This is a genomic window from Streptomyces sp. NPDC029041, assembly GCF_040637515.1.
Classification (GTDB): Bacteria; Actinomycetota; Actinomycetes; order Streptomycetales; family Streptomycetaceae; genus Streptomyces.
Genome location: NZ_JBEZWO010000008.1, coordinates 234,540 through 252,421, shown reverse-complemented (window position 1 = coordinate 252,421; position 17,882 = coordinate 234,540). Strand labels below are relative to the sequence as shown.

The 17,882-nt window shown below is 71.8% G+C and carries 15 protein-coding genes; 3 read left to right on the top strand and 12 right to left on the bottom strand.

Annotation, left to right across the window (positions count from 1 at the left end; all coding sequences use genetic code 11):
* Window positions 1-47: 47 nt before the first annotated feature.
* The 10 genes from AB0F04_RS22420 to AB0F04_RS22375 all read right to left on the bottom strand — a co-directional run bounded on the left by AB0F04_RS22420 (window position 48) and on the right by AB0F04_RS22375 (window position 10,873).
* A complete protein-coding gene (locus tag AB0F04_RS22420) occupies window positions 48-1,250 on the bottom strand; it encodes an acyl-CoA dehydrogenase family protein (protein ID WP_362043823.1) in 1,203 nt (400 codons plus the stop codon).
* 1 nt (window position 1,251) lies between these two features.
* Window positions 1,252-2,223, bottom strand: coding sequence for a 3-hydroxyacyl-CoA dehydrogenase NAD-binding domain-containing protein (locus tag AB0F04_RS22415; protein WP_362043821.1), 972 nt, complete (start codon window positions 2,221-2,223; stop codon window positions 1,252-1,254).
* Complete coding sequence (locus tag AB0F04_RS22410) at window positions 2,220-2,966, bottom strand: acetoacetate decarboxylase (protein WP_362043819.1); 747 nt, start codon at window positions 2,964-2,966, stop codon at window positions 2,220-2,222. The genes AB0F04_RS22415 and AB0F04_RS22410 overlap by 4 nt, the downstream gene beginning before the upstream one ends.
* Before the next feature lie 7 nt (window positions 2,967-2,973).
* Window positions 2,974-3,750, bottom strand: a complete 777-nt coding sequence (locus tag AB0F04_RS22405; protein ID WP_362043817.1) for a crotonase/enoyl-CoA hydratase family protein — start codon at window positions 3,748-3,750, stop codon at window positions 2,974-2,976.
* A 31-nt stretch (window positions 3,751-3,781) separates the two neighbouring features.
* Entirely contained in the window at window positions 3,782-4,951 is a 1,170-nt protein-coding gene (locus AB0F04_RS22400; RefSeq protein WP_362043815.1) for a CoA transferase, read from the bottom strand.
* 152 nt (window positions 4,952-5,103) lie between these two features.
* Window positions 5,104-6,015: a LysR family transcriptional regulator gene (locus AB0F04_RS22395; protein ID WP_362043813.1), complete on the bottom strand. Its 912-nt coding sequence runs from the start codon at window positions 6,013-6,015 to the stop codon at window positions 5,104-5,106.
* A gap of 71 nt (window positions 6,016-6,086) precedes the next feature.
* On the bottom strand, window positions 6,087-6,596 hold the full coding sequence (locus tag AB0F04_RS22390) for an inclusion body family protein (protein ID WP_362043811.1): 510 nt from the start codon (window positions 6,594-6,596) through the stop codon (window positions 6,087-6,089).
* On the bottom strand, window positions 6,589-8,430 hold the full coding sequence (locus tag AB0F04_RS22385) for a thiamine pyrophosphate-binding protein (RefSeq protein ID WP_362043809.1): 1,842 nt from the start codon (window positions 8,428-8,430) through the stop codon (window positions 6,589-6,591). The genes AB0F04_RS22390 and AB0F04_RS22385 overlap by 8 nt, the downstream gene beginning before the upstream one ends.
* On the bottom strand, window positions 8,427-10,484 hold the full coding sequence (locus AB0F04_RS22380) for an FAD-dependent oxidoreductase (protein ID WP_362043807.1): 2,058 nt from the start codon (window positions 10,482-10,484) through the stop codon (window positions 8,427-8,429). Before AB0F04_RS22380 ends, AB0F04_RS22385 begins: the two co-directional genes overlap by 4 nt.
* Window positions 10,481-10,873 (bottom strand): hypothetical protein, encoded by a 393-nt coding sequence (locus AB0F04_RS22375; protein WP_362043805.1) that lies wholly within the window; start codon window positions 10,871-10,873, stop codon window positions 10,481-10,483. Before AB0F04_RS22375 ends, AB0F04_RS22380 begins: the two co-directional genes overlap by 4 nt.
* On the opposite strand from AB0F04_RS22375, the gene AB0F04_RS22370 reads away from it, so the two are divergent.
* Window positions 10,872-11,192 carry a GYD domain-containing protein gene (locus AB0F04_RS22370; protein WP_362043803.1) on the top strand — a complete coding sequence of 107 codons (321 nt, stop codon included), beginning with the start codon at window positions 10,872-10,874 and terminating at the stop codon, window positions 11,190-11,192. The two genes, AB0F04_RS22375 and AB0F04_RS22370, sit on opposite strands and share 2 nt — an antisense overlap.
* Before the next feature lie 36 nt (window positions 11,193-11,228).
* Here AB0F04_RS22370 and AB0F04_RS22365 read toward each other — a convergent pair whose 3' ends face one another.
* Window positions 11,229-12,485 (bottom strand): MFS transporter, encoded by a 1,257-nt coding sequence (locus tag AB0F04_RS22365; protein ID WP_362043801.1) that lies wholly within the window; start codon window positions 12,483-12,485, stop codon window positions 11,229-11,231.
* A gap of 97 nt (window positions 12,486-12,582) precedes the next feature.
* Here AB0F04_RS22365 and AB0F04_RS22360 point away from each other — a divergent pair, with 97 nt between their 5' ends.
* A complete protein-coding gene (locus AB0F04_RS22360) occupies window positions 12,583-12,963 on the top strand; it encodes an ArsR family transcriptional regulator (protein WP_362043799.1) in 381 nt (126 codons plus the stop codon).
* 128 nt (window positions 12,964-13,091) lie between these two features.
* Complete coding sequence (locus tag AB0F04_RS22355) at window positions 13,092-13,994, top strand: hypothetical protein (protein WP_362043797.1); 903 nt, start codon at window positions 13,092-13,094, stop codon at window positions 13,992-13,994.
* On the opposite strand, the gene AB0F04_RS22350 is transcribed toward AB0F04_RS22355, so the two are convergent.
* Window positions 13,991-17,794: a WD40 repeat domain-containing protein gene (locus tag AB0F04_RS22350; RefSeq protein WP_362043795.1), complete on the bottom strand. Its 3,804-nt coding sequence runs from the start codon at window positions 17,792-17,794 to the stop codon at window positions 13,991-13,993. The two genes, AB0F04_RS22355 and AB0F04_RS22350, sit on opposite strands and share 4 nt — an antisense overlap.
* Window positions 17,795-17,882: the final 88 nt, after the last annotated feature.

The following is a 17,882-nucleotide window of genomic DNA, read 5'->3' as shown; positions in this document are numbered from 1 at the left end:
CCCCGGGTGGCGGCCCGGGGTTGGTTCGTCGTGGTCCGTGCGGGGGCTCAGACGAAGGCGCTCTGGCCCGTGATCGACTTGCCGACGATCAGGGTGTTCATCTCACGGGTGCCCTCGAAGGAGTAGATCGCCTCGGCGTCGGCGAAGAAGCGGGCGATGTCGTGGTCCAGCAGGATGCCGTTGCCGCCGAAGATCTCCCGGCTCCACGCCACGACCTCCCGCATCCGGGAGGTGACGAACGCCTTGGCCAGCGAGGAGTGTTCGTCACGGAAGATTCCCGCGTCCTGCAGCCGGGCGAGCTGCGTCATCATGCCCCAGGAGGCCGTGATGTTGCCGAGGCTCTTGACCAGCAGGTCCTGCACCAGCTGGAAACCGCCGATCGGGCGGCCGAACTGGCGGCGCTCCCGGGCGTAGTCCAGGGCGAGTTCGTAGGCGCCGATCATGACGCCGAGCGCCTGCCAGGCCACTCCAGCGCGGGTCGCGCGCAGGATCTCGGCGACGTCGCGGAAGGAGTTGATGTTCTGCAGCCGGTTGGCCTCCGGCACCCGGACGTCGGTCAGGGTGATCTCGGCGTTCTCCACGATCCGGAAGGCGATCTTGCCCTCGATCTTCACGGGGTCGAAGCCGGGCGTGCCCTTCTCGACGACGAAGCCCTTGACGTGGTTGTCGTCGAGGTCGCGCGCCCACACCACGACGTAGTCGGCGAAGGTGGCGTTGCCGATCCACTTCTTGGCGCCGTTCAGGACCCAGGAGTCGCCCTCGCGCTTGGCGGTGGTGCGCATACCGCCCGCGACGTCGGACCCGCCGAGCGGCTCGGTCATCGCGAACGCGCCGATCTTGTCCATCGCGGCCATCGCCGGCAGCCAGCGGTCGCGCTGCTCCTGGTCGCCGCCGGAGTAGATGGAGTACATGGCCAGTCCGTTGTGGACGCCGAAGAAGGTGGACACCGAGGCGTCGGTGCGGGCCATCTCCATGGCCATCGTGCCGCTGAGCAGGTTGCTGACACCGGGACGGTGCTCGCCGTAGCCCTCGTAGGGGAGGCCGGCGAGGCCGCTCTCGCGGAACAGGCCGATGAGCTCCGCCGGGAACTGGTCCTTGCCCCAGTTCTCGTTCACCAGCGGCTTGACCTCGTCGCGCATGAGGGCGCGGGTCTTGAGGAGGAGCTTGCGCTCGTCGTCGGGCAGCAGCGCCTCGTAGGCGTAGAAGTCGGCGACCAGCTGGTCCTGGAGAGGTTCGTGCGTGGTGGTCATCTCAGTTCTCCTCCTTGTCCGCGCTGTCCAGGGCTGCCAGGACAGCGAGTTGCCTGCGGTCGCGCGTCCCGGTGAGTTCCGAGTACGTGGAGGAGCCGTAGGCCTTTTCCACGGCTTCGATGAGCCGTTCCTGTGCTTCCTCTTGTTCCTTGTTCTGTTCCTTGCTCCGAGACGGGGTGCCGAGGCCCGCCCCCGTCTGCTGCATCGACTTGCCGATGTGCTCGACCAGGTGCCGGTAGCCGCCGGGTCCGCCGCCCAGGTGCGCGCCGAGGAACGGCCCGACGGTGGCCCAGCGCAGGCCCAGCGAGTTGATCACGACCTTGTCGAGGTCCTCGGGGGTCACCACACCCTCCTGGACGAGGTACGCGGCCTCGCGGCTGAGGGCGTTCTGCAGGCGGTTGCCGACGAAGCCGGGGATCTCCTTGCGCTCGACGACCGGGGTGCGGCCGACCGAGGTGTAGAAGTCCACCGCGTCCAGCACGGCGTCCTCGCCGGTGCGTATCCCGGGCACGACCTCGACGAGCGGGACCAGGTGCGGCGGGTTGAAGGGGTGGCCGATCAGCACCCGGGCGGCGTCCTCGTCGGACAGCTCCCCGGTGAACGCGCTCGACGGGATCGCCGAGGAGGAGCTGAGCAGCAGGGCGTGTGCGGGTGCCTCCCGGGCGAGCGTGGCGAACAGGTCCTTCTTGAACCCGGCCCGCTCGGGGCCGTTCTCCTGGACGACGTCGGCGTCCCGGACGGCCTCGGTGACGTCGGCGGCGAGGTGCACGCGGCCGGCGAGGCCGGTGACGTCCAGGCCGCGGGCGGCCAGATGCGGGGCGTAGGTGGCCAGGGCCTCGTCCACGGCCTCGGCGAGGTCGGGGCGCGGGTCGCTGACCCGTACGGTCAGGCCGTGCGCGGCGAACAGCGTGGCCCAGGACAGTCCGATGGTCCCGGCGCCGATCACCCCGGCGGTACGGAAGGCGCGGTTCATGACGCGGCTCCCTTCAGGTAGTCGTGGACCGGCTCGACGCCTGCCAGCGTCAGGTCGGTGAGGATGTGGCTGGCGGAGACGACCTCCAGCACCGGCAGGTCGGCCAGCGGGGCGAGCACGTGCTGGAACAGCTGGAGCCGGGCGGGGCCGGTCCAGGCGCCCTTGACGGTGACGTCGGTGATGCGGGTGCGGACGAGTTCCTGCACACGCGGCAGACCGTCGTAGCCGGGGATCGTCTTCAGCATGAAGGTGGGCACGGTGATCTGTGCCTCGGCCTCGGACCGGTCCAGCTCGTGGTGCTTGTAGCCCATGGTCGCGGTGGCCACCCGCAGGCTGCCGTGGTCGAGGGTGCCGACGAGCGCGCCGGAGTCGATGTACAGCGCCGGGGAGCCGATGACCTTCGGGTAGGCGGAGACCTCGCGGCCGGAGGCGGTCGCCGGGAAGTTGTCCAGGTGCATCGCGTGCAGGTACTCGCCCCGCTCGCCCTCGAAGCGGACGGGAATCGCCTGGCCGGCCTCGGTGTAGGGACCGTATCCGCTGACGTCGCCCATCTTCATGACCTCGAACCGGACCAGCGGCTCGTCGATCCGCAGGGGTTCGGGGACGACGGCCCGCAGCGCGTCGGGGTCGGTGCGGTAGACGACGTTGAGGTATTCGCGGTCGGTGAAGCGCGGGACCATCGGCGCGTACGCCGGGCTGGTGAGGGGGGTGGTGACGTGCTGTCGTACGTCTGCGGCCTTCATGTCCGGCTCACCGCCCGGTCCACCGCGCGGGGCGGCGCTCGGCGAAGGCGGTCATGCCCTCGCGTACGTCGTCCGAGGCCATCAGGGGCTTCGTCTGCGTGCGCTGGAAGGCGAAGGCCTCCTCGTCGGACGCTCCCTCGGCGGCGCGCACGACGCGCTTGACCGTCGCGAGGGCGAGCGGGGCGTTCTCCGCGACCCGTTCGGCGAGCCGCAGCGCCTCGGCGACGGCCTGCCCCTTGGCGGTGACCCGGTTGGCCAGGCCCAGTTCGCCGGCCCGGCGGCCGTCGACGGGATCGCCGGTCAGCAGGAACTCCATCGCCAGGTGGTGCGGGATGCGCCCGGGCAGCCGGATCACGCCGCCACCCGCGGCGATCAGGCCGCGCTTGACCTCGGGCAGGCCGAACCGGGCGTCCTCGGCGGCGACGATCAGGTCGCAGGCCAGGGCCAGTTCGAAGCCGCCGCCCATGGCGAAGCCCTCCACGGCGGCGATGAGGGGCTTGTCCGGCCGGGCCTCGGTCAGGCCGCCGAATCCGCGGCCCTCCACCTCGGGCGACTCGCCGCGCAGCGCGGCCTTGAGGTCCATGCCGGCGCTGAACGTGCCGCCCTCGCCGGTCAGGACGCCGACCCGCAGGGCGGGGTCGGCCTCCAGCTCGTCGAGAGCGGCGGCCAGCGCGGTGGCGGTCGCCGCGTTCACGGCGTTGCGGGCCTCGGGACGGTCCAGGGTGATGAGCAGGGTGGAGCCGATGCGTTCGGTGCGCACGACGGGAGATGTGGGGGTGCTCATGGCTGTTCCTCCTGTGACGATCAGCTGACGATCAGCGGGTGGTGGCGTCGAGTTCGGCGAAGACGTCCTCGGTGTCCTGGCCCGCGACGGGGGCGAGGCGGCGGATCGAGCCGGGGGTGGCGGAGAAGCGCAGCGGGATGCCGATGGTGCGGACCGTGCCCTCGGTCGGGTGCTCGACGCTGTCGAGCAGGTGGCCGTCACGGACGTAGGGGTCGTCGTGGGCGCGGTCGAGTTCCAGCACCGGGGCCATCGGGATGCTGTGCTTGGCGCACACCTCGGCCCACTCCTCGGTGGTCAGCGCCGGTGCGCAGGCCGCCAGCAGCTCGGCCAGGTCCTCGTGGTCGGCGCTGTCGATCGCGTCGCCGTTCACACGGGGGTCCTCGGCGAGGTCCGGGCGTCCGGCGGCGGTGAAGAAGTCCCGGTAGTTGTGCGGGTTGTACGGCATGACACAGGCCAGGCCGTCCTTGGTGCGCACGGCCTTGTGGCCCTTCAGCATCGACAGCGCGAAGCCGGTGGGGCCCGTCTCGGGCACGTGGGTGTGGCCCGCGAGGTGCTCGACCAGGTTGAACGCGATCAGCGTGTCGGTCATCGGGATCTCGATGAGCTGGCCCTGGCCGGTGTTGTTCCGGTGCAGCAGGGCGGCCAGCACGCTGTAGGCGATGGTCAGCGAGGAGACCTTGTCGCCGATGATGGTCGGCAGGTAGACGGGCTCGCCGAGCGCCCGGTCGGCGATGTCGACGAGGCCGGAGGCGGCCTGCACGGTCTCGTCGTAGGCGGCGTTGCCGGCCCGGTCCGAGTCGCTGCGGAAGCCCTGGGCGTGCGCGTAGACGAGGCCGGGGTTGCGGGCGGCGATGTCGTCGTAGGACAGGCCCAGGCGGTGCAGGGCGCCGGGGCGCATGTTGGTGATCAGGACGTCCGCGGTGTCGATCAGCCGCAGGGCGCGCTCGCGGTCGGTGTCGTCCTTGAGGTCGAGGGCGACGCTGCGCTTGTTCCGGTTGACGTTGAGGTTCAGCGGGGTCATGCCCGGGGTGGTCTTGTAGTGGCCCACGCGGACGGTGTCGGCCGGGGACTCGATCTTGATCACGTCGGCGCCCAGGTCGCCGAGGATCTGGGCGGCGTAGGGGCCCATCACCACGGTCGAGAGGTCGATCACGCGGACGCCCTGCAGCGGGCCGGCGACGGTGTCGTTGATGTCCGTCATCGGTTTCTTCACTCCTTCGCTCGCCATGTGTGTGTATCTGGAAACTAAGTTAGCGCGGCGAGTCGGCGAAGGGAAACGAATGGCGTGACCGAATAGCGAAAAGCGGTATGACCACAGTGGTCATACCGCTTTTCGTGAAGGTTTTCCGGAGGTTATGAGTGGAGCGGCTCGGCGAAGATCTCCCGGGCCGCCTCTACCACTTCCCGCAGGTCACCGCCGTTGGCTCGGTCCTTGCGCCAGATCAGCCCGGTCTCCAGACGAGGGTGGAAATCGGAGAACGGGAGGACGGTGACGCCGTCCAGACGGTAATTCTGCACGGGACTTCTGGGGTCCAGCATGGAAATGGAGAACGCCAGACCACTGGAAACTATTTCGGAGATTCCCTCGAAGGTGGCGGTGCCCAGTTCGATGCGCTTTTTGATGCCGAGTTCCGCGAGCTGCTGGTCGAGGCCGCGGAAGTAGGCGTTCGTCACCGCCGTCGGGGAGCCCGCGTAGGCGAGTTCCGCCAGTTCCGCGAGGGCGACGGACTCGCGCCCCTCGAACAGGTCCCGGGGCACGACAGCGCCGAGCCGCTCCGACATCACCGGCATCTGCTCCAGCGCCGGATCACCGCCGGCCGGGAGCCGGGCCAGGGTCAGCGCCAGCCTGCCGTCGCACACGGCGTCGACGAGCCGGTCGGTGCCGCCGGGCCAGCGTTTGATCTCGAACCGCTCGCCGACCCGCTCGGCCAGGGCGTCCATCCGTTCCCGCAGGTCGGGATGGACCCCGGTGGGCACGCCGAGCAGCAGGGTGGTGCGCTGCGGCCGGGCCGTCTCGTCCAGCCGCCACTTGATGGAGTCGACCTGTTCCAGCACCCCGCGGGCGATCGGCAGCAGCGCGTTGCCGGCCTCGGTGAGCCGTACGTGATGGGTGTCCCGGTCGAACAGCCGGTGCCCGACCTCGTTCTCGAGGTCCTTGATCCGCCGGCTCAACGGGGAGGCCGCCATGTGCAGTTTGCGGGCCGCGGTGGAGAAGTTCAGCTCTTGGGCGACGGCGAGGAAATAGCGCAGGTGCAGGAGCTCCACGGGATCAAGCGTAGCCTCTGCGCCCGTGCCCCTCGCCGCCGCCGGAGACGTCAGGTGTCAGACGTCAGGCGTCAGGCCTCTTCGATCGTGATGAAGGGGTCCCACTGGAAGTAGCCCTTCAACTGCCGGTGTCGGTCGAGAATCTGGAAGAAGAAGTGGTACGTGACCTTGCCGGTCCTTTTGACGGTCGTGCGCCAGTAGTGGTCCGCATAGCGCTGGGTCTCGAACTCCGGCCTGCCTTCCGTGCCCTCCTTCGGCAGGGGGTAGACGCCGTCGACGACCTCGATCTCCGGAGTGCGGATGAGCTGGTGCTGGGGGTCGCTGCTGACGTACCGGTAGAGCAGGGCCTTGTAATCGCTGCCGAGGGAGAGGGTCGTCTCGCGCCAGCGGATGCTGTCGCCCGGCTCGGCCCGCAGGTTCAGCTCGGCGCCGGACGTGCCGACGATGTGGTCGTGGCGGGTCGTCATGTAGATCAGGCTCTGGTCGACCTGGGTCGGCGCCTCGGGGTTCCGGGAGGCGCCCGGGTTCCGCTCGACGATCGTCGCCGCGTCGAACGCGATCAGGACGTTGAGATCAGCCATGTGACTGCTCCTTCTCGTGGGAAACCTTGTAGGCCATGGCCCTCGGATAGTCGTGCCGGTGCAGACGGACCCGGACCAGGAGTGGTCCGGCGTTGAGCGGATCGGCCGGGTCGGCGAGGCGGTCCAGGAGGTCGTCCAGGTCCCCGGCGTGCGCGACGACCACCCCGTTCGCCGGGGTGTCCCGGCCGGTGAAGACGTCCGCCAGGCGGTCGTAGTGCCAGGGGTGCAGGACGTTGTAGTGGTCCGGCTCGTGGTCCCGGTCCGCGTAGTACGACGGGTGCACCAGCATCTGCTCGATGCCGTAGAAGTGGCCGTTGTCCATGACGAACACGACGGAGCGCAGTCCGAGCCGGGTGTGGGTGGAGAGTTCCTGGCAGGTCTCCTGGAAGGCGCCGTCCCCGACGAACACCATGGGGCGGGCGTCCTCGCGCTCGGGGGCCAGGGCCGCTCCGGTGGCCGCGCCGACCGACCAGCCGATGGACAGCCAGCTGACCTGGGAGAGGAACCCGCCCGCGGGCAGGGACAGGTTCATCGAGCCGATGAGGGAGAACGCCGCGTCGGAGACGACCGTCCAGTCGTCCGCGCTCTCGTGGTTCAGGAAGTGGTTGATCCGGTCGAAGACGCCGTCGTAGGTGAGGCGTTCGGAGCGCCGGTGGGGCGAGCGTGCGGTGCGGAGCGAGGCGCGGTGGTCCTCCAGGGCCGCCGGGCGGTGGCCGCGCGAGCCGTGGTGGCCGTAGGGCTGGGCGTAGTAGTCGGCGGTCAGGCCCCCGGAGCCGTACGCCTTGACCAGCGCGTCCTGGAGGGCGGGCAGCAGCTGTTCGAGCCGGACGTCGGGGAAGTAGGTCGTGCCGATGCTGACCCCGCCGTGCGCGGCCATCACCCAGTCGCCGCCGACGGACTGCTCGCCGCCGAGGTTCTTCGACGTGGACCAGGCGCCGAGGCCGATCCGGCAGGTGGCCCAGTCCTTGAAGACGCCGTGCACGTCCGGGTGGCCGGCGTGGCCGTTGTAGACGCCGTGGAACTGCGGCAGGTCCTCGTCGACGACGGCCTTGGCGCCGACGGTGGTGCAGAACGGCACCCCGGTGGCCTCCACCAGGTCGGTGAGCTGTCCGGCGAGCCGGAACCGGTCGATCTCCTCGCCGGCCCAGATGATCGGACGGGGCCTGCCGTCCGGGCCCGGATGGTCCTCGACGAGGGTGAGGACCGCCTGCACGGCACTGTCCAGCATGGTCCGGCCGCGTGCGCCGAACGGCCGGTCGCGTCGGACGAGCGGCGCATCGGCCTCGGGGCAGGACTCGTCCCAGAGGTCCTCCATGACCTCCAGGTAGACCGGCCTGCGCTCGGAGAGGCACGCGGTGAGCGCCGCGTCGATCTGGCCCGGCGCGAGCCCCGGGTTGGAGATGACCTGCGCGTCGACGGTGACCTGCCGGTAGGCCTCCAGGTTGCTCTCGGCGCGGGGGCTCATGTGCGAGGTGAGCAGACCGAGGGCACGGTAGTTCTGCCACTGCTCGTAGGGCGGCGAGGCGTTGACGGCGATCAGCGGGACCTGCTCGACGTAGGCGCCCCCACAGGCGTTGAGCAGATTGAACGCGCCCACGCTGTAGGTGACGGCCGCCGCTCCCACGCCGTGGATACGGGCGTAGGCGTCGGCGGCCTGGCCCGCGCCGCCCTCCGTCGGGGTGCCGACCCACTCGATGTCGCCCTCGGCGCGCAGGGTCGTCAGGAACGGGCCGAGGTGGTTGCCGGGGACGCCGAACAGGTGGGTGATGCCCAGCTCGGCCAGCCTGAGCGCGAGATGGCGGGCGACCGTGCACGGCGGGCTGATCGCGATCACGAGCGCTCCCCCTCCCGGTGGGGACCCGGGGTGGTGACGGCCGGGGCCCGGTGGACGGCGAGGGCGGCGCGCACGGCGCTCTCCAGTGCGCCCTCGATCCAGGCGTGCTTGAGGGAGGTGTGCTCGCCGGCGAAGTGCACCGGGCCCTCGGGCCGGGAGACGTCCAGGTGGAAGCTGGTCATCTGGTGGGCGGTGTAGATGGCGGCCTCGCCGAAGGCGTACGGATCGCGGGCCCAGCTCTTGGTGGCGCCGCGGCCGGTGAAGAACACCTCGATGCGGCGGCCGTGCAGGGCCTGGAGGTTGCGCAGGGCGTAGACGTAGCGCTCGGAGGCGCGCATGGAGTCCCAGCGGGCGGCGTCGTCGGACCAGCAGTAGGAGGCGAGGACGACACCGCCGGTGCTGCCCTCGACCCGGTGCGACGGGTAGTACATGAACCGGTTGGGGTTGTCGGCGGCCGAGCCTCCGCCGAAGCAGTGGGTGGCGGGGCGGACGGCCGGGCCGCGCAGCGGCAGGCCGCTGTTCAGCTCCCGCATCTCCTCGGTGACGCTGCTGTCCTTGACGGCGGCTCCGAGCAGCTCGGTGTTCCCGCCGGAGAAGGTGAGGAGGGGCCCGCTGTCCGTCTCGGCGAGCGCCGGGCCCGGCCCGCTCTGCCGGTAGTACTCGTACAGTCCCGGCGCGATGCGGCCGAGTTCCTCGCGCCAGTCGTCCTCGGTGAACTCCCACCACCGGTGGCTGAACTCCAGCAGCACCTTGGTGGCCTGGTCGTAGTGGGTCTCGATGATCGCGCGACGCTTCTTGTACGACATCGACGGGACGATCTCCACGAAGCGCAGGGCGGAGAAGGGCACGGTGACGATCGCCAGGTCCGCCGTCCACAGCCGGGGCGGGGCCTGGAGATCGTCCTCGGCGACGGTCTGCACGGCCACGCCCCAGCCGTCGGGCCCGACGGCGCCGGTGCCCTCGGGGTCGGTGTCGCGGCTGGGGTCGTGGTACTCCAGGCGGATCATGCGGTGACCGAGCCGCACCTCCTCGCGCAGCCCCTGGTGCAGGGCGTGCGGCAGGCGCCAGCTGCCGCCGGGAATCTCCCAGTAGCGCACGCCGGGGTTGATGTCGCTGCGGCTGAGGAAGCTGTGGAAGAACGACAGGTGCAGCCGCGAGGACATGTTCTCCAGGGTTCCGACGGCCTCGATCGCCTCGTCGCTGAGCCCGGCGTGGTCGCGCAGGAAGCCGCCCATGGAGTAGCCGTCGAAGTCGCGGATCACCCGGGCCCAGCCCTCGACCCACTCGTCGTACGGCTTGTCGACGCGCCTGCCGTCGACGACGTCGGAGTAGTAGTCGCGCACGGTCTCCAGCGCCTCGTCGACCATCTTCACGACGGGGGCGCGGACTTCGTCGCCGGTGAGGTGGAAGCCCTCGTTGATCCGCTCGGGCGTGCTCGCGTAGTCGGAGCGCCTGACCTGGACGCGGTTGGTGCGGATCCAGGAGTTGCCGCGCTTGTCGGGCTCGCGGAAGCCGGGGCTGTCGTCGCCGTAGGTCCACGTCCGGCCGGTGGGGGACGTGTACGTCACCGGGGGTGGGGCGATGTCGGGGCCGCTGCCGGTTTCCGGATCGACGTCCACGTTGTAGAACTGGCGGCGGCCGAGCCCGAGTTTGTCGACCAGGGCGAGGACGAGCGGGTGGAAGTCGGGAAGCCGCATGGCACCGGCTTCGGCGTACTGGGCGGGGTCGTCGAAAGGCTGATGGTGTTTGGTGGCGCGAAAGGTTTTGATGCGCCCGCCGACGCGGCCGGCGTTGGCCTCCAGAATCGTGACGTCGTGGCCGGCGTCCTTGAGTAATCGCCCGGCGACGAGTCCGGTGATTCCGGCACCGACGACGAGGATTTTCTTGCGCGGGTGGCGGGTGGGGCCGAGGCGGCCGGTGTCGATCAGAGTGTGCAGGTAGTCGAGCTTGAGGTCCTCGCCGTCCGGCCCGACGAGGAGGAGTTCACGGGCGAGCTCGAGGCAGGTCTGCCAACGGGCGCGGGTGGCGGAGTCGTCCCGAGGTAAGTCGGTCATAGCCAGCGATCGTAGATATGCCGGAACGATTTCCCGGACGCCCCGGAGAACAACGACTTGAAATAAACGATCGCGCAGCCGGGCGGAATCTCGACAGGATCTTCCGCCCCCTGCGAGAACGGATGTTCCGCCAGGGACGGAAGGGAAGGAGAAATGAAGTCGGTTCGAATACCCATTCGCGGAATATGAACCTCCTGAAAAACCCGACGGTCGAGGTCGCGCCAGCGGATTCGAGGCGGCGTGGTCCCCGTCGGCCGGTTCCCGCCGGGCGCGAGATGACCCCGCGACGGCTGCCAACGGGTGAATCCGGGCCCCGCGCGCAGGGCGATCGCCGGCGCACCGGGAAGGCATGCCGCACCTCCGACAAGCGATGGGCGGGAGACAGCCATGCCGAAGTTCCTCATCCAGGCCGGTTACACAACCGAAGGCACCAAGGGACTGCTCAAAGAAGGCGGCAGTGGGCGCAGGGCCGCCGTGGAGCAGGTCGTCAGCGGGCTCGGGGGGCGGGTCGAGGCGATGTACTTCGCCTTCGGGGACGACGACCTCGTGATGATCGTCGACTTCCCCGACAGCGTCTCCATGGCCGCCGTCAGCCTCACCGTCAAGGCCAGCGGAACCGTCCGCACCCGGGCGACGCCGCTGCTCACCGTCGAGGAGATCGACGAAGCCGCCCGCCGGGAGGTCACCTTCCGGGCAGCGGGAGCATGAGGGGGCTCACGCGCGCGGCGAAGCCGTGAGGACCCGTCACACCGGCTCGGACACCCGGCGCCGGCCGGAAAGGACGACGAGCCCGCCGACGACGGCGAGTCCCGTCAGGACGGTGCCGAAGAGGGTCGCGCCGGCCGGCAGTCCCACCGCGTCCATCAGGTAGCCCGTGGACACCGGAAGCAGGCCGGCCGGGACGTAACCGCCCACGTTGAGCGCGGCGTTGGCCTCGGCGAGGCGCTGCGCCGGGACGGTGGAGTTGAGCAGCGACAGACCGCCGAGCTGGCCCATGCCCTGGCCGGCCCCGGCGAGCAGGGCGGAGGCGACGAGCAGCACGACCGACGAGGCCCGCACGGCGGCGATCAGCGCGGCCATGCTGAGGGTGGTGCTGATCGCACCGGCGGTCAGGATGGTGCGCCGGGGCAGCTTGCGCACGGCGAACTGGACGCCGGTGGCGGCGAGGAACATGACGAACGCCATGGCTCCGGCGACGATCCGGCTGGTGGTGCCGAGCAGTTCGGTCAGCAGGGTGGGACCCAGCGACAGCACGAAGGACGTGGCGGTGATGCCGGGGGCGAACACCGCGATGCCGAGGGTGAGGTGGATGCCGTTGCCGTGCGGGACGCCGGGCACGCGCACCCAGGCGCCCTCGCCGCGGGCGGCGGGGCGGCGTAGCGGCATGCGCAGCACGGCGAGGACGGCCGTGACCAGCAGGACCGCCTCGACGGCGAAGACGGTGGCGGTGGGGGCCGGGAGCGTCTCGGACAGCAGGCCGGCGAGCAGCGGGCCGAGGCCGGCGCCGAAGACCATCGCGCAGGAGGCGAGCAGGGCGGCCAGCCGCTTGCGCTCCGGACCCGCCACGTCCGTCACGGCGGCCATGCCGGCGGAGACGACCGCGCCGACGGCGATGCCGGTGAACAGCCGGGCGACGATCAGTGCGGCGACCGTCGTGGCCGTCGCGAAGATCGCGCAGGCGGCCAGGGCGAGCCCGAGGGCGGGCAGCAGCACCGTCTTGCGTCCCAGCCGGTCGGAGACGACACCCGACACGAGCAGCGAGCCGAGCAGTCCGACGATGTAGAACGCGAAGACGACGGTCAGGGTGCCCTTGGAGAACCCGATGTCGCGCTGCCACAGCACGTACAGCGGGGTCGCCGCGTTGGACAGCACGAAGACGGCGGTGACCGGCCAGGCCGCCAGCCACACCCACCAGGTGGGCGTGCGGGCCGTGGCCGGCTCCGGCGGTGCGGCCTGCTGTTCGTCCGCCGTCTCGGCGGACAGGGTCCGGCTCTGCGACATGGGGTGCTCCTCCGGCGAGGCAAGTACGAGTTTTTTCGAACTTAGCACGCGGTACGATTGAACTCGTACAGCAGATCTCGGTGATAGGGAGCTGACCATGTCTGCGACGGTTCGACCGACGCCGGTCGTCGAGGCGGTGCCGGAGCCGGAGGACCTGCCGGAACCGCTGCCCGAACCGGCGGTCGGGGAGCTGCGGCTGGAGAGCGTGCTGGGCGCGCTGAGCGACCCGCTGCGGCTGCGGATCGTGCGCAAACTCCTGCTCGAGTCGGAGGCGTTCGACCACTCCTGCGGCTGGTTCGGCCTCGACCGCCCCAAGTCCTCCCTCACCCACCACTTCAAGGCACTGCGCGAGGCGGGCGTCACCCGCCAGCGCCAGTACGGCCTGGAACGCCGCAGCCACGTCCGCGTCGCCGACCTCAACGCCCGGTTCCCCGGTCTCCTGGACCTGGTGGCGGCCTGGACCCCCGACAGGCCGTGAGCTGACCCGGGACCACCACGGCCGGCCCTGGCGCGTTGTTCGGGTTGCGGTACGGCTCGCCGAACAATGCGCGCCGCGGCTGAACTGGACCTGGGGAACCAGGTCGCAGCAGGGAGAGGAGCCGTCGGATGGGCAGGGGCAAGGGCGTCGTCGTCGCGGTCGCCGGGCTGGTGCTGGCCGTCGCGGGATGCGGGGGCGGCGGGACGGACGAGAAGACCGGCAAGAGGGCGGCCGATGCGGCCGAGTCGAAACCGAGCCGGGCGCCGTCCGGGAAACTCGTGCAGTGGGCCGGGAAGATGTGCGAGTCGGCGGTCGCGCTCAAGGAACTTCGGGCGGACAGCGCCGCGGACCTGAAGGAGATCCGGGACTCGGACGACGAAACGGGCTTGCTCGCACGGTCCCGCGCCGTCCACTACCTCTTCGCGACGCCGTCGGACGTGGAGACCGCGGCGAGTGATCTCGACGGCCTCGGCCCGTCGGGCGTTCCCGCGGCCGACCGGCTGCTCGCGGCCTGGCAGAAGAAGGTGAAGGGTGTCGCCACCGAACTCGACGAGGTCTCGCCGGCCGTGCCCCTCGAACAAGCCGAGGCCACCGCCGCGGACGTCGACAAGAAGGTGCAGTCCCTCACCCCGCCCCAGCCGGACCTGCCCGCGCTGGCGAGGAAGGATCCGCGGCTCGCCGCCGCCTACGAGCGGGCGGAGCAGTGCGCCCCGGGCTGGAAGCCCCACGCCGACGGGAGCCCCGCGCCCGGGTCCACCGGCCCGCTGCCCGAGGCCGCGGACGGCAAGGACTACGCGGCCTGTTCGGACGGCGCGTGCGAGGTGCTGGTGACCTCCACGGCCGAGATCAGGGCGCGAGGGAAGAACCTGCACGTCTCCGTGTCGGGCGACTCCGTCACCTTCCAGTCGGACGACGGCTCCCTGGCCCAGCTCGGTGGCGCGGGCGGTGAGGCGGGGTTCGGCGACGCGGTGAAGGCCACCGTCGTCGCCCACAACGAGGACGGTGCCGTGATCGAGTTCGCGCGGCCCTAACGCTCCTCGCACACCTCCCGGTACCCGAGCCGCGGCAGGTGCTCCTCCCAGACGACCCCGGTCAGGACCCCGCCGGTGTGGTCGCAGACGTAGTCCGCGGCGCGGTCCGGGTCGAGGGTCCACACCCGGGCCGTCAGGTCGTAGCCGGCGGAGGCGATCGTGTCGCCCCGGGGGCCGAACGCGACGGTGGTGACGGTGTCGAGATGGCCGGTGAGCTCCTGGCCGTAGGGCTCGGTGCGAGCCGGGTCGGACACGTCCCACAGGCGGACCGTGTGGTCGCCACCGCCGGTCGCCAGCGTCTTCCCGTCCGGGGCGAAGGCCAGGGCCCGGACCGCCGCCCGGTGTCCGGCCAGCTCCTTGCCCGACGAACGCGCGGCACCGCCGCGTTCCACGTCCCACAGCCGGACCGTGCGGTCGTCGCTGCCCGTGGCCAGTGTCCTGCCGTCCGGGGCGAAGGCCACCGCGTTCACCGCCTCGTCGTGTCCGGTGAGGGCGGCGCCCGCGGGACGGGCCGACGTTCCCACGCGCACGTGCCAGAGGCGGGCCGTGGAGTCCTCGGCACCGGTGGCGAGGAGGCGGCCGTCACGGGAGAAGGCCACCGACGTGACGGCGTCCGTGTGGCCGCGCAGCGGTGCGCCGAGCGGGCGTGCGCGGTCCCTCAGCCGGACGTCCCACAACCGCGCCGTGTCGTCCTCGCCTCCGGTGGCGAGCGTGTGGCCGTCCGGCGCGAACGCGACGGCGTCGATCCCGCCCTCGTGCGCGGGCACGGGTGCGCCGAGCGGGGCGGGTCGGTCCGGTGTGGAGACGTCCCACAGACGTACGGCGCCGTCCGCGCTGCCGCTGGCGACCGTGCGGCTGTCCGGGGCGAACGCGACGGACAGCACCCGGTCCTCGTGGCCGAGCGTCCGCGGCAGCCGGCGCGGACGGTCAGGGCGGCTCACGTCCCACAGGCGGACCAGTCCGTCGTCGGTGCTGGCGGCGGCGAGCAGGCGGCCGTCGCGGCTGAGGGCGACGGCGGTCACCGGGTTGGTGAAGTCGGTGAGGACGGTCGGCGGCCGGTGCCACAGCAGGACGCCGCCGTCGGCTCCGGCACTGGCGAGGGTGCGGCCGTCGGGACTGAAGGCGACCTCCCAGACGGCCTCCGTGTGGCCGGTCAGCGGCTGTCCGAGCCGCTGCGGGTAGGCGGGGTTGGCCACGTTCCACAGCAGCGGCGCGTCGTCCTCACCCGCGCTGGCCAGCGTCTCGCCGTCGGGGCTGAACGCGACCGACATGACGGGCGCGGTGTGCCCGGTGAGCGGTTCGCCCAGGGACTCGACGTGGTCCGGGTCGGACGCGTCCCACAGGCGTACGGTCTCGTCGAAACCGGCGGTGGCCAGGGTGCGGCCGTCGGAGGAGAAGGCAAGGGTCCACACCGGGTCGGTGTGGGCGCGCAGCGGCTCGCCCAGCGGTGCGATGCCGTCGTGCGTGCCGTACCGCCACATCCGCACGCTGCCGTCGTAACCCGCCGTCGCCAGCGTCCTGCCGTGCGGGGCGAACGCGACGGCGCGGACGCTGCGGTCCCGTGACTCGTCGGCCGTGGCGGGCTTCCCGAGCGGCTCCGGGCGGGCCGGATCGGAGACGTCCCACAGCCGTACGGTGCCGTCGTCACCGGCCGTGGCCAGGGTGCGGCCGTCGGGCGCGAAGGCGGCGGTGACGATGTTCTGCCCGTCGTGGCTCGCCCGCGGCCTGCCCACGGCGCGCGGGCGCTCCCGGTCGCGCAGGTCCCACAGGCGGACGGCGCCGCCTTCGCCGGTGGCGACCAGCAGGTCGCGGTCGCCCGGCGCGAAGGCCACCGCACCGACCCGGCCCGTGCCGAGGCGCAGGGGTTCGCCCAGGGCCCGGCCGCCGGTGTCCCACAGCCGGACGGTGCCGTCGTGGCCGCCGCCGGCGAGAGTGCGGCCGTCGGGTGCGAACGCCACGGAGCTGACCACACCGTCGTGGCCGGGCAGCCGCGTGGCCAGCACCCGGCCCGCGTCCGAGGCCAGCCGGGTCCGCAGGTCCGGCGTGGAGCGCATGCCGTACGCGGCGACGTCGAACCGCGCGGCCAGCCCGGCGTTCGTGTCGCGGACCCGGTCGGCCTCGGCGGTGAGCTGTCCGAAGACGGCGTCGTCCCGTTCGGTCTGCGCCGTGGCCCGGGCCTGGAGGGCGACGACGGCGGTGCCGGTGGCGAGCAGGGCGAGCGCGGCGAGGACGGCCACGACCGTGCGGCGCAGGAGCGCGGCACGGTGCCGGCGGCGGAGGGAGGAGGTGAGGAAATGTCTCTCCAGCGGGGTGAGTTCGTCGTCGCCCGGGTCCTGGTGTGCCGTGTCGCGCGGGAAGGCGTCGCGGGCGGCGCTCAGCCGCGAGCCCGCGTAGAGCGCGGCGTTCTCCTGCCCGAGGTCCTGCCAGGTGCGGGCGGCCTCGGAGAGCGCGCGGTGCACGCGCAGCCGGTCGCGTTCGGCGTCGATCCACGCGCGCAGCCGGGGCCAGGCGGTGATGAGGGCCTCGTGGGCGAGGTCGGCGGTGCCGTCGTCGAAGGTGATGAGGCGGGCCCGGGCCAGCCGTTCCAGCACGAGCCGGGTGTCGGCGGGGTCGCCGAAGCCGAGTTCCGCGTGGTCGGTGGGGCGGCGGGTGTCGGGAGTGCCGTCCCCCGGAGCCACCAGGCGCAACAGGATGCGCCGGGCCAGTTCCGCCTGGTCGTCGGTCAGTTCCCCGTAGACCTGCTCGGCGGTCCGTACGACGGCGCCGTGCAGCCCGCCGGCGGACTCGTACGCGGCCTCCGTCAGGGCACGGCCGCTGCGGTGGCGCCAGGTCTCCAGCAGGGCGTGCGACATCAGCGGCAGCCCGCCGGGGGCACCCTCGACCTCGTCCAGGAGCCGGTCGGTCAGGGCACGTTCGACGATCAGGCCGGCTGCGGCGGCCGGGCGGACGATGGCCTCCCGCAGCTCCGCGCGGCTCATCGGCCCGGCGAGCAGTGTGGCGTCCTGCAAGGCCGCGGTGAGCCCGGGGTGTTCGGCGCAGCGGGCGAGGAAGTCGGCCCGCACCGCTATGGCGACACGCAGCCTGCTGTCGGCGTCGGTGGCGGCGACGAGGCGGTCTATGAAGGCGTCCCGGTCGGCCGGGTCGGCGCCGAGGGTGTACAACTCCTCGAACTGGTCGACGATCAGCCAGGTTTCGGCGTCGGTGTCGGGTACGGGTTCCAGCCGGTCGGCGTGGGTGCGCAGCGGGTCCGTGCCGGGAGTGAGGATCCGCACGGCCGCCGGAGGCACGTCCTCGTCGGAGGCTGCCCTCAGCCGCGGGATCAGACCGGCCCGCAGCAGTGAGGACTTGCCGCTGCCGGAGGGGCCGAAGACAGCGGTGAAGCGGTGCTTGCGGTTCAGCTCGACGAGCCGCTCCAGGAGTTGGTCCCGGCCGAAGAACAGTTCGGCGTCGCCCGGCTCGAAACGGGTCAGACCGCGGTAGGGCGGCCGGGCGGTGTCGGCGGCGGCGGCCCCGGCGGCCAGTTCGTCCGACGCCTCGCGCCAGCGCCGCTCCCACTCGGCGATGTCACCACCGCACGCCTTCACGTAGGCGAGCGTCACCGCGCGGGTGGGCAGCTGCTTCCCGGCCGCCGCCTGCGACAGGGTGGTCACGCCGTAGCGCGCCCGCCGGGCCATCTCCCGGTAGGTGGGCCTGCCGGCCGACTCGCGCAGCGCCCGCAGCCCGGCGGCGAACCGCTGCACCGGCCCGGCCTCCGGATCCAGCTCTCCCTCGGACCGCCCCGGCCCCGCTTGTCCCGGCATGCCTCCGCCCCTCCCCGCGTACGCCCTCCCCTGACCATCGGCGGTATTCCCGTACGGGACACGGGCGTTCACTCGATTCTCACGCTTC

Bases quoted from the DNA above. Each gene is read 5' to 3' on its own strand.
- AB0F04_RS22420 (WP_362043823.1), bottom strand. From the start codon at position 1,250: ATGACCACCACGCACGAACCTCTCCAGGACCAGCTGGTCGCCGACTTC.
- AB0F04_RS22415 (WP_362043821.1), bottom strand. From the start codon at position 2,223: ATGAACCGCGCCTTCCGTACCGCCGGGGTGATCGGCGCCGGGACCATC.
- AB0F04_RS22410 (WP_362043819.1), bottom strand. From the start codon at position 2,966: ATGAAGGCCGCAGACGTACGACAGCACGTCACCACCCCCCTCACCAGC.
- AB0F04_RS22405 (WP_362043817.1), bottom strand. From the start codon at position 3,750: ATGAGCACCCCCACATCTCCCGTCGTGCGCACCGAACGCATCGGCTCC.
- AB0F04_RS22400 (WP_362043815.1), bottom strand. From the start codon at position 4,951: ATGACGGACATCAACGACACCGTCGCCGGCCCGCTGCAGGGCGTCCGC.
- AB0F04_RS22390 (WP_362043811.1), bottom strand. From the start codon at position 6,596: ATGGCTGATCTCAACGTCCTGATCGCGTTCGACGCGGCGACGATCGTC.
- AB0F04_RS22380 (WP_362043807.1), bottom strand. From the start codon at position 10,484: ATGACCGACTTACCTCGGGACGACTCCGCCACCCGCGCCCGTTGGCAG.
- AB0F04_RS22370 (WP_362043803.1), top strand. From the start codon at position 10,872: ATGCCGAAGTTCCTCATCCAGGCCGGTTACACAACCGAAGGCACCAAG.
- AB0F04_RS22375 (WP_362043805.1), bottom strand. From the start codon at position 10,873: ATGGCTGTCTCCCGCCCATCGCTTGTCGGAGGTGCGGCATGCCTTCCC.
- AB0F04_RS22365 (WP_362043801.1), bottom strand. From the start codon at position 12,485: ATGTCGCAGAGCCGGACCCTGTCCGCCGAGACGGCGGACGAACAGCAG.
- AB0F04_RS22360 (WP_362043799.1), top strand. From the start codon at position 12,583: ATGTCTGCGACGGTTCGACCGACGCCGGTCGTCGAGGCGGTGCCGGAG.
- AB0F04_RS22355 (WP_362043797.1), top strand. From the start codon at position 13,092: ATGGGCAGGGGCAAGGGCGTCGTCGTCGCGGTCGCCGGGCTGGTGCTG.
- AB0F04_RS22350 (WP_362043795.1), bottom strand. From the start codon at position 17,794: ATGCCGGGACAAGCGGGGCCGGGGCGGTCCGAGGGAGAGCTGGATCCG.